At 64.6% G+C, this 13,721-nt stretch carries 14 protein-coding genes; 2 read left to right on the top strand and 12 right to left on the bottom strand.

The genetic code is table 11. From position 1 onward, the window contains the following. Positions 1-18: 18 nt before the first annotated feature. Positions 19-618, bottom strand: coding sequence for a dihydrofolate reductase family protein (locus NKI99_RS13950; RefSeq protein WP_352611165.1), 600 nt, complete (start codon positions 616-618; stop codon positions 19-21). Between the two features lie 103 nt (positions 619-721). Between NKI99_RS13950 and NKI99_RS13945 the strand changes: the two genes are divergently transcribed. Then, a complete protein-coding gene (locus tag NKI99_RS13945) occupies positions 722-1,138 on the top strand; it encodes a winged helix-turn-helix transcriptional regulator (RefSeq protein ID WP_023813870.1) in 417 nt (138 codons plus the stop codon). Between the two features lie 121 nt (positions 1,139-1,259). Beyond that, a complete protein-coding gene (dinB, locus tag NKI99_RS13940; RefSeq protein ID WP_352611163.1) occupies positions 1,260-2,507 on the top strand; it encodes a DNA polymerase IV in 1,248 nt (415 codons plus the stop codon). Between the two features lie 14 nt (positions 2,508-2,521). Here dinB and NKI99_RS13935 read toward each other — a convergent pair whose 3' ends face one another. The 11 genes from NKI99_RS13935 to groL form a co-directional block, all read right to left on the bottom strand. Continuing rightward, positions 2,522-2,854: an excalibur calcium-binding domain-containing protein gene (locus tag NKI99_RS13935; RefSeq protein WP_128305750.1), complete on the bottom strand. Its 333-nt coding sequence runs from the start codon at positions 2,852-2,854 to the stop codon at positions 2,522-2,524. 133 nt (positions 2,855-2,987) lie between these two features. Then, positions 2,988-4,010, bottom strand: coding sequence for a cupin domain-containing protein (locus tag NKI99_RS13930; protein ID WP_352611161.1), 1,023 nt, complete (start codon positions 4,008-4,010; stop codon positions 2,988-2,990). 140 nt (positions 4,011-4,150) lie between these two features. Continuing rightward, a complete protein-coding gene (locus NKI99_RS13925) occupies positions 4,151-5,752 on the bottom strand; it encodes an FGGY-family carbohydrate kinase (protein ID WP_352611159.1) in 1,602 nt (533 codons plus the stop codon). A 147-nt stretch (positions 5,753-5,899) separates the two neighbouring features. Continuing rightward, positions 5,900-6,628, bottom strand: a complete 729-nt coding sequence (locus tag NKI99_RS13920) for an SDR family oxidoreductase (protein WP_352611157.1) — start codon at positions 6,626-6,628, stop codon at positions 5,900-5,902. Between the two features lie 22 nt (positions 6,629-6,650). Continuing rightward, positions 6,651-7,910, bottom strand: a complete 1,260-nt coding sequence (locus NKI99_RS13915; RefSeq protein WP_352611155.1) for a sugar ABC transporter permease — start codon at positions 7,908-7,910, stop codon at positions 6,651-6,653. Next, a complete protein-coding gene (locus NKI99_RS13910; protein ID WP_352554550.1) occupies positions 7,907-8,746 on the bottom strand; it encodes an ATP-binding cassette domain-containing protein in 840 nt (279 codons plus the stop codon). The genes NKI99_RS13915 and NKI99_RS13910 overlap by 4 nt, the downstream gene beginning before the upstream one ends. Before the next feature lie 95 nt (positions 8,747-8,841). Then, complete coding sequence (locus NKI99_RS13905) at positions 8,842-9,930, bottom strand: ABC transporter substrate-binding protein (protein ID WP_352554551.1); 1,089 nt, start codon at positions 9,928-9,930, stop codon at positions 8,842-8,844. Between the two features lie 245 nt (positions 9,931-10,175). Then, on the bottom strand, positions 10,176-11,060 hold the full coding sequence (locus NKI99_RS13900; RefSeq protein WP_109660775.1) for an AraC family transcriptional regulator: 885 nt from the start codon (positions 11,058-11,060) through the stop codon (positions 10,176-10,178). Between the two features lie 332 nt (positions 11,061-11,392). Continuing rightward, on the bottom strand, positions 11,393-11,689 hold the full coding sequence (locus tag NKI99_RS13895) for a DUF982 domain-containing protein (protein ID WP_031214038.1): 297 nt from the start codon (positions 11,687-11,689) through the stop codon (positions 11,393-11,395). Positions 11,690-11,787: 98 nt separating this feature from the next. Beyond that, positions 11,788-12,006 carry a hypothetical protein gene (locus NKI99_RS13890; RefSeq protein WP_023814433.1) on the bottom strand — a complete coding sequence of 73 codons (219 nt, stop codon included), beginning with the start codon at positions 12,004-12,006 and terminating at the stop codon, positions 11,788-11,790. 77 nt (positions 12,007-12,083) lie between these two features. After that, on the bottom strand, positions 12,084-13,715 hold the full coding sequence (gene groL / locus NKI99_RS13885) for a chaperonin GroEL (protein WP_352554552.1): 1,632 nt from the start codon (positions 13,713-13,715) through the stop codon (positions 12,084-12,086). Positions 13,716-13,721: the final 6 nt, after the last annotated feature.

Genomic DNA, 13,721 nt, shown 5'->3' with positions numbered 1-13,721 from the left:
AGAAGATGGAGGTCCCCCTCACCCCGCCGGCGCATAGCGGCTGACCACCATGCCACAGGCATAGGCCTTCGAGCCGAGTAGCCACAGGTTCCTAAAACCGCCCTGATCAAAAATCCGGCGGCCCGCACCCAGCACCGCCGGGTTGATGAAAAGCTGGAACTCGTCGACCAGCCCGGCCGCAATCAGCGCCGACGCGAAACCGGCGCCGCCGAACACCGCCATGTCGCCGCCCTCGCCCGCTTTCAGCGCATTGACTTCGCGCGGCAGGTCGCCGCTGACCACACTGGTGCGCTCCCAAGCCGGCTCCGAGGCCGATTGCCTGAGCTTGTTGCTGAGCACCACCTTGCGGGAGTCGACGATGCGCTGCGCAAAGGCGTAGAACGGATCGCGCGGAAACTTCTTCGCCGCATTGCCCCAATGGGTGAGATAGCCCTCCTGCGCCATCTTGCGGCTGAGCAGGATGGTATCGATGCCTGCGAAGACGGCGTTAAAGTCCTGCTTCAGCGCACCGTCCCAGGCGCTCTCGTCACCCCACTCCCAGAGCTGCCAGGAATGGTCCTCATTGGCGCCGACAAAGCCGTCGACCGACATCTGCATCTGCAGGACCAGCTTTTTCACCGTCATTCTCCTCAGGGCCATCGCAAAACAGTTTACATTTGGAACCGTTGACGCAAGGCCAAAATGATGTCAATAGTAAAGTGATTTAAAAATGGAACCATAGATGTCGACGCGCGAAAAGTCCGGCTGCCCGATCAACCTGTCACTCGAACTGATCGGCGACCGCTGGACGCTGCTCATCGTCCGCGACATGGTCTTCGCCGGGAAAAAGCACTTTCGCGAATTCCTGCAATCCGACGAAGGCATCTCCTCGCGCACGCTGGCCGAGCGACTGCAAACGCTTCAGGAGGAGGGCATCCTCACCCGAAGCGACGACCCGACGCATGGCTTGAGAACCGTCTACCGGCTGACCGAAGCAGGCATCGACCTCTTGCCGGTGCTGGCGACGCTCGGCGCCTGGGGCAGCAAGCACCGCAAGGCCGACGATAAGCTGGCCAGGATTGCCGACGAACTGGCGGCAGGCGGCGAAGCGGCGCTGGAAAGGATGAAAGCGGCGCTGCGAGCGGAGCATATTGTCTAGGCGGTTGCGTTCAGGCGGAACCGGCATGGCTGTTGCCGCACAAATCGCCCCTCCTTGACAATGATCCATCTTTGTTCTTTATTTGTTCCAATCTATCAGCAACTGCGGATGTGCGGTCGGGATGGAAACGACAGCCACCATCCTGCATGCCGATCTCGACGCTTTCTACGCCTCGGTCGAGCAGTTGCTCGATCCGTCGCTGCGCGGCAAGCCGATCGCGGTGGGCGGCGGTGTCGTGCTCGCCGCTTCCTACGAGGCCCGCGCCTTCGGCGTGCGCGGCGGCATGCCCGGGCGCAAGGCGCGCGAACTCTGCCCGCATCTGATCTTCGTCGGTGGCAATTTCAGCCATTACCAGCGGCTAGGCGACGCGGCGATCAAGGTGCTCGACGATTTTACGCCATTGGTCGAGCGCATCTCCATCGACGAGGCCTTTGCCGACGTTGCCGGCTGCACGCATCTGTTCGGCTCCCCACAGGAGATCGCCACGACGATCCGCAGCCGGGTACGCGCCGAACTCGGCCTGCCGATCTCGATCGGCGTCGCCCGCACCAAGCATCTGGCCAAGATCGCCTCGCAGGTGGCAAAACCCGATGGGCTGGTGGTCGTCGAACCCGGCAGCGAGCTCGCTTTCCTGCACGACCTGCCGGTCGGGCTGATGTGGGGCGTCGGCTCGGCGACCAAAGCGCGGCTGGCGGAAATCGGCGTCGAGACCATCGGCCAGCTGGCCAGGACGCGCAGCGGCGCGCTGACGCGGCTGCTCGGCCCCGCCGCCGGCGAAAAGCTGGCCGCATTGTCCTGGAACCGTGACCCGCGCAAACTGGAGACGAAGCGCCGCGCGCATTCCGCCGGCGCACAATCGGCACTCGGAGAGAAGCCTGCCGTAGCACGGGTCATCGTGCCCACTCTGCTGCATCTGGCCGACCGCGTCGCCAGCCGCCTGCGCGCCAAGGCACGGCCCGGCCGCACGGTGACCGTGCGTGTGCGCTTTGCCGATCTCAGCGCAGTCACACGATCGATCACGCTTGACCAGCCGATCTCGGCGACAACCATCCTGGCCGAGATCGCCGGCGACCTGGTGCGCGGCGTGCTCGCCGACCACCCGCATGACAAAACGATCTCGCTGCTGGCGATCTCGGTCTCGCACCTCGAGGAAAGCTTCGAGCTGCAACTCGAACTGCCGCTCGGCCTCGCCGATGAGAAACGCCGGCCCGGTACCAGGAAAGGCCTGGCACGCTTCGACGCCGACCGCGCCATCGACAAGATCCGCGAGCGCTTCGGCAAACAGGCGGTCGGCTACGGCACGGTGGCACTGGAAGCGGCGCGCTCGGTGCCGGATGAATTCAGGGAACTGGCGGAGAAGGAGCTGTGAAGCCAAGGCAAAGGCTATGGGCCGGTACGCGAGTAACGATGGACCCGAACGCCAGTGGAGCTTGCCCCGTGTCGTCGGCTTGCCCCGTGCCAGGGCTCGCAGGCTATGCCGTCATGGTCGGCATCGTGAGTCGGCCAATAGCCAGGTTCGCCCCTGCGGGCGGCCGTGCAGTTCGGGAACGCGGCAAGGTGCCTCAGCACCGAGAGAGGCGTATCAAACCGAATGCCGACGAAGCCATAGACGATATAGCCCGACAACAGAATGAACGGCGCGAACAAAGCCACCCATCTCAGCCTGCCAAGGCGGCGGTGATAGCGTGAAGGCCATCGCAAGAATGGCAGGAGCATCCCCGCCAACTCCCCCGTTGAAGTGCCCGAACCAGACTAGCGTCACCCAGGTAGGGTGGCAACAACGCCTATCTCCGAACGGTTCTCGCGTTCAGAGCGCGGCTATTTGAGTCGGATATCGACACTTTCAGTTCTACGCTTCGCCATCCCAATACCGCCTAACCCCGGCCATATCGAAAATGCCGTCGCGCCGGCGCAAGGCGTCGACCGCCATCTTGTTGGAATCGGGATAGACGCAGACCTCGTTGGGGTTTTTCTCGCCGATCATCAGATAGCGGCACGGTTCCGTACCGCTGTTGAGGAAGGAATGCCCGACCGCCAGGCCGGCGGGAAAGCAGACATAATCGCCGGCCTTCATCTCGTGGCGCTCCTCGCCAAGCAGCAGCGTCACCTGCCCTTCCAGGATCAGCGCATGCTCTTCTTCCAGCATATGGTAGTGCCTGGGCGCCAGGCGCATGCCGGGGGCCGGCGCCTCGATCAGCACGCCGACATGGTAGTCGGGCCGTCCCAAGGCGGCACAGGTGAGGTGTTTGGACCGACCACCGAACCGCGCCCCCTCGCCTTCCTGTTTCCACTCGACAGCATCGCTGGCGACCGGCGGGATCGGCGCGGCCGGGGCCTTGGTGACACCGGCCGTCACATCCGACGGCAACGGATCGCCGGCGGCGAGGCCGGTGCTCTCACCGTCCCAGTAGGTTCGGGTCGCCGCGAGATCGAAGATCGCACGGCTGCCCAAGGCGCGCACCAGCACCTTGTTGGAGGCGGTGTAGACGACAACGTCGTTCGGGTTGCGCTCGCCGACGAGGACGTAGCGGCAGGGTGCGTCGCTGGTGTTGATGAGGCAATGCCCCGCCGCTGCACCTGCCGGAAAGCAGATGTAGTCGCCGGCCTTCATGGCGTAGGCGGCGTCGCCGACATGCGCGGTAAGCATCCCCTCGAGGATGAAGACATGCTCTTCCTCGAAAATATGGTAATGCGCCGGCGAAGTCTGCTTGCCCGCCGGCAACTCCTCGATCGCCACGCCGACATGGTAGTTTTCGCCAAGCGCGGCCAGCGACAAATGCCGATAGCGCACGCCGAAGCGCGGCACATCGGACCATTCCGTCCACGGCACCTCATCCGATGCGAATGGCACGGGCGCTTTCTCGTCAGCCATTGGGGCCTCCTGATCCTGTCGCCCTGCCCTCGTCGCAAGCCGCAGGAGGGTCTACGACAGAACAAAGCTGCCAGCTTCCGGCATCATCGCCAAGCGGTGTTCGCCACGCTCCTGACAGAGCCCGACAGGAGCCGCTCGCTTCAGCCTCGGATGGCCCTGCCGGCCTGCTGCAGCAGCTCGAACGCCGCGAAGCGCTTCGCGTGCCAGCCGGCCAGCGTAGCGTCGGGATGATAGACCTCGCCGAGTTCCGACATGCCGGCCATTGCCGCCGCCACATCCTTGTAGGTCCCGGCGGCGACGGCGCCCAGCATCGCCGAGCCGAGCAGCACCGGTTCCGGCGAAGTCGACGCCACCACCACCATGCCTGTCGTGTCGGCAAGCAGCTGGCGCACCAGCGGACTTTGCCCGGCGCCGCCACTGATGACGATGGTGTCGACGGCAATGCCTTTGTCATGCTCGGCCCGCACGATCTGGCGCGCGCCATAGCCCAGCCCGCAGACCCCGGCGACATAGAGCCCGACCAGGCTGTCGAGGCTGGTGTCGAGATCGAGCCCGGCGATCAGCGCGCGTGCGTCCGGGTCGGCGAAAGGCGCGCGGTTGCCAAGGAATTCCGGCACGACATGGATGCCGCCGACCAAGGCCGGCGTCGCCGCTGCCCCGTTGCGGCTCTGCGCCTGCAGCGACAGCCAGGCGCTGAGGCTGAGCCCCTCGGCCTGCGCCTTGGCGGTCGCTTCGCCGGCCGCCGGATGCATGCGCACTAGATGGTCGATGGCCGCACCCGCCGCAGATTGGCCGCCCTCGTTCAGCCACAGGCCCGGCACCATGGCCGAGAAATACGGACCCCAGACGCCGTCGACGAAGGCCGGCTCGGCGGTCGACGACATGGTGCAGGCCGAGGTGCCGAAGACATAGGCCATGCGCGACAGAACGCTGCCGAACGCGCCGCGCGCGCCGACCGTGCCGACACCGCCGGCATGCGCGTCGATCAGCCCCGCCGCCACGGCCGTGCCGGGGCGCAGGCCAAGGTCCGCAGCCGCCTGCGCGGTCAGCCCGCCGCCAAGTGCGGCACCCGCCGGCACGATCTGCGTGCCGATGCGCGCGAACCCCTCGTCGGCCAGGCTCCCTAGTCCGATGGTGCGGAAATAGGCCTCGTCCCAGCGGCTTTCATGCGCCAGATAGGTCCATTTGCAAGTCACCGTGCAGACCGAGCGGGCAAGGCTGCCGCTCGCGCGCCAGGTGAGGAAATCGGCGAGGTCCATGAACTGCCAGGCGGCGTTGAACGTGTCGGGCAGGTTTTCCGCTAGCCAAAGGAGTTTCGGCGTTTCCATTTCCGGCGAGATGACGCCGCCGACATAGTTCAGCACCGCCTCGCCGCTGCGGTTGATGCGGCGCGTCTGCTCGACCGCGCGGTGATCCATCCAGACGATGATGTTGCGTTCCGAATTGCCGGACTTGCTTACCGGCAGCGGCACGCCGCCCTCGCCCAGCACCACCAGCGAACAAGTGGCGTCGAACCCGATGCCGGCGATGGCCTCAGCTGCCACGCCCGATTGAGCGACCGCTTCCCGCGTGGCCGCGCACACCGCCCGCCAGATGTCGTTGCTCGACTGCTCGACAATGTCGCCGGCCTCGCGCCAGACCTCGATGTCCCGCTTGGCCGAGGCGAGCAAGGTGCCGGTGTGGTCGAACACCCCGGCCCGCGCGCTGCCGGTGCCGACATCGATGCCGAGATAATGGGGCATGAGGAACCTCCGGTTCAGGGAATAGGGGATAGGCAGTAGGCAGTAAGCGATTAGTTAGTAGGATAGGACGCGCGAAGCACTTTTGAGCGGGGCCTGTAAGACTGTGTCTACATCTTCCCTATTGCCTATTGCCCATTCCCTACTGCCTCACAAATCATTGCTCTGCGGCAAAATCACCAGATCCCGGATCGTCACGTTGCGCGGCCGGGTCAGCATGAACATGACCGCCTCTGCCACCTCGCGCGGCTGCATCAGGCCGCCGGCGGCGAGTTCTTCCTCGAGCTTCGCCTTTGGCCAATCGCTGACCAGCGCCGTCACCACCGGGCCGGGCGCCACGGCGCCGACGCGCAGGCCGTGCTTGGCGACCTGCCGGCGCACCGTGTGGACGAAGGCCTGCACGGCGTGCTTGGAGGCCGTGTAGATCGGCTCCCACACTACCGGCACCAGTCCGGCGATCGAACTGGTGACGATGATGTCGCCGGTCTTGCGTTCGATCATGTGGGGCAGCACCGCCTGGATCGAGCGGAAGCAGGCATTGATGTTGAGGTTGAGCATCCGGTCCCAGACGTCGGGATCGCCAGTCGCCACCTCGCCGCCGACATAGGCGCCGGCATTGGCGTGGAAGATGTCAAGCTGGCCGGCCTTCTCCAGGATTTGCGGCATCATGGTGGCGACGCTTGCCGGCTGCATCAGGTCGATCACCAGCGGGATCGCCTTGGGGCCAAGCTCGGCGCACAGTTTGGTCAGCGTCGCTTCGGCGCGGTCGACCAGCACCACGGTGGCGCCCGCCGCCAGCATATGCCTGGCGCATTCGAGGCCGATGCCTGATGCCGCGCCGGTGACGGCGGCAACTTTTCCGGACAGTTCTTCGCTCATGTCTTGCTTCCTGTTGATGGGTTCAGGCCCGGCCATGGGAAACACGCGAGCGGCGTGCCAGCGAGTCGACGATAACTGCGATGGCAAGCACGGCGCCGGTGATCATGTACCGAAGCGACGAGGACAGATCGAGCAGCGTCAGGCCGCTGGCGATCGACTGGATGACGATGATGCCGAGCAGTGCCGAATAGGCGCTGCCGCGGCCGCCGAACAGGCTGGTGCCGCCAATGACCGCCGCCGCGATGGCGTTAAGGTTCACGTCGCCGGTGCCGGCCTGCTGGCTGGCCGAGGCAAGGCGGGCCGCCGACAGCACGCCGCCGAAAGCGGCCAGCATCGAGCACAGCACGAAGGCGCTCGAATAGATCAGTCGCACATTGATGCCGGCGCGCCTTGCCGCCTCGCGGTTACCGCCGACCGCCGACATCGAGCGGCCCCATTTCGTCCGCGTCAGCGCGTAGTGCATTGATATGACCAGGCCGACGAACAGGCCGAACATCCACGGAATGCCGCGCGCCTGGTTGAGATAGAAGACGATGAGTTCGAGAATGACCGTGATGACGATCGCCCGCGTGATGAGCCCGCCGGTCGACGGCGCCGACAGATTGGCGGCGCGGCGGCGCGCGACGGTGCGCAGGCCGGTGACCAGCATGACGATGCCGGGCACGGCCGCCAGAGCGAACGAAACAAATTTCGGCATCATCAGCAGCTGGCCGAAATTCACCAGGTTCGAGCCATAGGGCAGATTGATCGAGCCGGTCGAGCCGAGGATATAGAGCTGCAGGCCGAGCACCGCCAGCAGGCCGGCAAGCGTCGAAACGAAACTCGGCATGCCGAGCCGGTTGAACAGCAGCGCATAGAGCGCGCCGATGAAGCCGCCGACGGCCACAGCGGCGAGGATGGCGAGCGCCACCGGCCAGCCCTGATTGACCCACAGCGTGCCGACCATCGCCGAGGCAAAGCCGCTGATCGAACCGACAGACAGGTCGATCTCGCCGACCATCAAAACGCAGACGATGCCGAGCGCAATGACGCCGACGGTGGAGCAATCGAACAGCAGATTGACCAGATTGCTGCTCGACAGGAAGATCGGGTTGATGCTGGCGAACACCGTCCAGATGATGACCAGCCCGACGATCACCGGCAGCGAGCCGAGATCGCCCGAGCGGACCCGGTCGAAGAACCTACGGATGGCGCCGCCGAGCCCCGCCTCATGCTTGACGCGCACATCGGCGCGGTCGAGCTGCGGCGGCACGGAGGCCGCCTGTTCGGCTTCACGGCTCATGGGCGTGGCTCCCCTTTTTGATCTTGCAGGGTGGTTTGATCCTGTCGCGACTGCTTGCGCTCGGCGCGCCGTGACACCGAATTGTTCGACGCGCCGGTGATGGCGCTGACAAGTTCCTGGTTCGAGGCGTCGGGCGAGAAGATGCCGTTGTTGCGGCCAAGCCGCAGCACGACGATGCGGTCGGCGACGGCGCGCACGTCTTCCATATTGTGGCTGATGATGACGACGCCGAGGCCGCGGTCGCGCACCCGCTCGATCAGGTTGAGCACTTCCGCCGTCTGTGCCACGCCTAGCGCCGCCGTCGGCTCGTCAAGCAGGATGAGCTTGGGTTCGAGCAGCAGCGAGCGGGCGATCGCCACCGTCTGGCGCTGGCCGCCCGACAGCGACGCGACGACTTCGCGGACACTGGGGATGCGCGCCGAAAGCTCGTTGAGCAACGTCCAGGCGCGCACCTCCATCGCCACCTCGTCCAGGCGCAGCGGGTTGAGCTCACGGCCGAGAAAGATGTTGGCGACGATGTCGAGGTTCTCGCACAGCGCCAGGTCCTGGAACACTGTGGCTATGCCGAGCGTCAGCGCCGCACTCGGATCTGCAAGCGTCACCTGCTTGCCGCGAAAACTGATCGTGCCTGAGCTCGGCTGATGCACGCCGGCCAGGATCTTGACCAGTGTCGACTTGCCGGCGCCATTGTCGCCGACCAGCGCCACCACCTCCCCAGCATGGACATCGAGATCGATGTCGGTGAGCGCTGAAACGGCGCCGAAATTCTTCGAAACGCCGCGCAGGCTGAGCACCAGCTCGCCTGCCGGAACCGGTTCGTCCGGGGTATCGATCATGCCAGGAAGCCTTTCAAAACCGGTTCAAAATGTCGGATGAGCGCTGCCTGGCCACCGCGTGGGCGGCCAGGCAGCGGAGCGGGCAAGGGTCGCGGTCAGTTCCCGATGCCCAGCTTCTTGCAGCCTTCCGCATAACGATCGACGCAGAGTTCAGCCGCAGTGTTGATCTTCTTGTCGATGATCTCGGCCTTCAGGTTTTCCTGCGTCACCACGGCCGGCGTGAACAGCTGCGAGGGCGTGTCGTACAGCGTCATCTCGGCCTTCGGCGTTTCGCCCGAAAGCAGCTTGATGGCGATGTTGGCGGCGGCCGCCGCCACGATCTCGCTCGGCTTGGAGATGGTGTTGTACTGGTCGCCGGCGATGATCAGCTGCAGTGCCGCGATCGTCGCGTCATTGCCGGTCACCGGCGGCACCGGATCGACGCCGGCCGCCTTGAAGGCGGCGATGGCGCCGCCACCGGTGCCGTCATTGGCGGCGACGACGCCGAGGATTTTTGGTCCGAAGCGGGTGATCTGGCCGCCGGCCCATTGCTGCGCCTTCGGCGGCGCCCATTCCGGCGTGTCGTATTCGGCCAGGATCTTGTAGCCGCTGTTGTCAAGGCCGGCATGGATGCCCTTCTTGATCAGGCCGGCCGCCGCATCGGTCGGCGAGCCGTTGATCTGCAGCACACCGCCGCTGGCCGGATCGACCTTCAGCGCCTTCAGGTGCTCGACCAGCGAGTCGGCGATGGCCTTGCCGATGCCTTCATTGTTGAACGACACATAGAAATCGGCCGGCGCAGTCGGGATCGGCCGGTCGTAGGCGATGACCTTGATGCCCTGGCTCTGCGCCAGCTTGACCAGCGAGGCGGCGGCGGTCGAGTCGACCGGGTCGAGCACGATCGCCTTGGCGCCCTGCGAGATCACCGAGTTGAACTGCTGCTGCTGGCGCGAGGCGTCGGCATCGGCATTCTGGTAGAGCACCTTGCAGCCCGGGCACAGCTTCTTCATCTCGGCGGCGAAGCCGGGATAATCATGCTGCTCGTAGCGGGTCGAGGCCTGGTCGGGCATCAGGAAGGCGACGGTGGCGTCGGTGACTTCGGCGGCCCTGGCGATCGCGGCGGTGCCGGCCAGCAGCGACAGCGCAAGGGCTGCCATGGCGGCGGACTTCCCAGCGGACTTTAATGAAATTGAAAGTTTGGTCATTCGGTCTTCTCCGTTTTTGGATATGGTTGTAAGAAGGTCGTTGACTGCTTTGGTCTGAAGACACCCATCCGCCCTCGCCCAACTGCATTGGGAACCGGGACCCGGCGCCGGCCTTTCGAGCCGCGCCGACAACCTCCGCCGACGGAGGAATTCGAGACAAGCGTTCTCTATCGTGAACCGCTCCACGCGGCTCACGTCGTCATGCAAAAGAAAAATCCTCCCTTGGTTCCTCCCTGGCTCCTCCGTTAAGCGGCTTTGCCCGCGTTGATGTTGTCGGCCAGCAGGCGCCTGAAGCGCGAGGGCGGCATGCCCTTCTCCGCCAGGAACTGCCGGTTGAAATTGGACAGGTTGTTGAAGCCGACCTCGTAGCAGATGTCGGTGATCGAGGCCTGCTCGTCGCTCATCAGTATCTGGCAGGCGAGATTGATGCGCAGCCGTTTGACATACTGCACCAGCGACATGCCGGTGTGACGGCGAAACGAGCGCGAGAAGGCGCCGGTCGACTGGCCGGCGATGGCGGCGAGATCCGCCTCGTCGAACAGCTGCGTCAGGTTTTCCCTGATATAGGCGAGCGCCTTGTTCATGCCGGCGGTCATGTAGCCGGAGGGATCGGGCCGATAGCTGGCGCTGGCCAAAAGCTGGAATTCCTGGGCGCGGCTGAGCAGGCCGGCGATCATCATGAACAGCTCGATGCGGCGCACGCCCTGCGCCTGCATCATTTCTTCCATCAGCGGCGCCAGCGCCTTGCTGGTGCGATTGGAAAACAGCACGCCACGCCGCGACGCCTCAAGCAGATGGCCAAGCCCCGCCAGCTCCGGCAGCACATGCATGGCGTCGCCGATGAAACTTTCGGAAAACTGGATGATGCGGCCGCGCAGCGGGATGGAGCTGTCCCTGGGGATGTCGCTGACCCAGTTGTGCGGCAGGTTCGGCCCGGTCAGCACCAGATTGCCCGGCTCGAACTCGCCGATGAAATCGCCGACGAAATAGCGGCCGTTGGTGAAGATCACCTGATGCAGTTCATATTCGGGATGGAAGTGCCAACGCACCGTGTGGAAGGGGTAGCCATGCGACCACGCCTTGAAGGACTCACCGCGTCGTATCTGGACTACTTCCAGGTCCGGTTCCATGTCCGTTTCCTCCCGGGCCGGCACGGATATTTGCCGCGTTCGGCCCAATTCCCTAAACCGGCCGAATTGGTTTCGGCTCTGCATTTCAAGAGCCAAGGTACCGGCTCATGACAACAGGCGCCACCACGATTCAAGACAACGGATGATACTTTTTTAACCGGGAGGCGGCGCTCAGAGGCGTTATTCGGGCAGAACAGGTCAGTCTTGCTGACACGTTCGCTCAATTGACCGACGACGATGCCGCCCGCCCGGGAAGGAATTCCGGCGTCTCCGTGTTCGCCTGGCTTATCTCAAGAACATGGTCTGCAAGCGCTGTTGAAGCGCCGCATCCGTCAGTTCACCTCGTGCACAGCACCACCGGCCGCCGTCGCGAGCGGCGTAACCATATCAGGCACCAGTATGTCGTGGCGGCGCGCGAAGCTGATCAGCGTGGCCCGCACCGTCTCCGGATCGATCTCGCCGACGATGCCCGCCTTGCAAGCGTTGAGCGCGACGGCATGGGCGCCGTTGCGGCCGGCGCTCGGCCAGTCCTGCAGCAGTGCATAGGCTTCCATCACGCTGTCGATCTTCCTCGGAAAGCCCATTCCGACCAGAAGTGTGACCGGTTCCTCAAATTGCCCGCGATTCATGGCTTGTGCCTCCTCTCGATTGTTCAGGGCCTGCAGCGGACCGAACACCGGGCAGCACGGCCCGCCGCGGATAGGTGAATGGACTGGCCGATTTCCGTTCAGCCGCTGCCGGCGGATACCTCGGATGTTGCCGACACTTGCTGTGCTGCGAGGAACATCAGTGCCGACGCCGCGGTTCGCCGATTCCAGCCGGCGGCTTCAGCCATGTCGAGCAGCCCTGCCAGCAGCGGCTTCAGCACGTTCCTGCATTCTGTTTCATAGGCCAGGAATTCCTTCGCTTGGTGCGTAGGAGCCGGTACGGATTCGATGCCAGCCATTGCGTCCATCTTTACCTCCACTCTCTCTCGACTGACGCCCGCTCCCCGCCAGGGAAGCGGGCGGATTGGCCGCGACCTCAAAAGTCCATGCCGGCGCCGGCGGGCATTGCCGGGGCGGCGGCTTCCTTCTTCGGCTTCTCGGCCACCATCGCCTCCGTGGTCACCAGCAGGCCTGCGACCGATGCCGCGTCCTGGAGAGCGGTGCGCACCACCTTGGCCGGGTCGATGACGCCCTGGCCGTAGAGATCGCCGAATTCGTTGGTCTGGGCGTTCCAGCCCCAGCCGAATTCGGTTTTCTCGCGCAGTTTGCCGACGATGATCGAGCCTTCGGCGCCGGCATTCTCGGCGATCTGCCGGACCGGCGTTTCGATGGCACGGCGCACGATGTCGACGCCAGTCTTCTGGTCCGCATTGTCGGTCTGCACGGCATCGAGCGCCTTTGCTGCCCGCAGCAACGCGACGCCGCCGCCGGGCAGCACGCCCTCCTCGACGGCCGCGCGGGTCGCATGCAGCGCATCGTCGACGCGGTCCTTACGCTCCTTGACCTCGACCTCGGTCGAGCCGCCGACCCGGATCACCGCAACGCCGCCAGCGAGCTTGGCCAGCCGCTCCTGCAGCTTCTCGCGGTCGTAGTCGGAGGTGGTCTCCTCGATCTGCGCCTTGATCTGTGCGACACGGCCCTGGATCTCTTCCTTGCGGCCGACACCGTCGACGATGGTGGTGTTTTCCTTCTCGATCACCACCTTCTTGGCGCGGCCCAGCATCTGCAGCGTCACATTATCCAGCTTGATGCCGAGATCTTCCGAGATCGCGGTGCCGCCGGTGAGAATGGCGATGTCTTCCAGCATGGCCTTGCGGCGGTCGCCGAAGCCTGGCGCCTTGACAGCCGCGACCTTGAGGCCGCCCCGCAGCTTGTTGACGACCAGCGTGGCAAGCGCCTCGCCTTCCACATCCTCGGCGATAATTAGGAGCGGCTTGCCCGACTGCACCACGGCTTCGAGCACGGGCAGCATCGCTTGCAGATTGGAGAGCTTCTTCTCGTGGATCACCACAAAAGGCTCGTCGAGTTCGACGCGCATCTTGTCCTGGTTGGTGACGAAATAGGGCGAGAGATAGCCGCGGTCGAACTGCATACCTTCCACGACTTCCAGTTCGGTCTCGGCGGTCTTGGCCTCTTCCACCGTAATGACGCCTTCATTGCCGACCTTCTCCATCGCCTCGGCGAGGAAACGGCCGATCTCGGCATCGCCATTGGCGGAGATTGTGCCGACCTGCGCGATCTCGTCGTTTCGGGTGACCTTGCGGGCATTGGTCTTCAGCTCGGCGACCACCGCGTCGACCGCCTTGTCGATGCCGCGCTTCAGATCCATCGGGTTCATGCCCGAGGCAACCGCCTTGGCCCCTTCCCTGACGATCGCCTGTGCAAGCACGGTTGCGGTCGTCGTGCCGTCGCCGGCAAGGTCGTTTGTCTTGGAGGCCACCTCGCGCACCATCTGGGCGCCCATATTCTCGAACTTGTCCTCCAGTTCGATCTCCTTGGCGACGGTAACGCCATCCTTGGTGATGCGCGGCGCGCCGAACGACTTGTCGATGACGACATTGCGCCCCTTGGGACCGAGCGTCACCTTCACCGCATTGGCAAGGATGTCGACGCCGCGCAGCATCTTCTCGCGCGCTTCGGTATGGAATTTCACTTCTTTGGCAGCCATTGGATC

This window comes from Mesorhizobium sp. M0239 (genome assembly GCF_040321815.1).
In the GTDB taxonomy this organism is placed as follows: Bacteria; Pseudomonadota; Alphaproteobacteria; order Rhizobiales; family Rhizobiaceae; genus Mesorhizobium.
The sequence above is the reverse complement of the archived record's forward strand: the minus strand, read 5'-3'. Positions and strand labels throughout refer to the sequence as shown.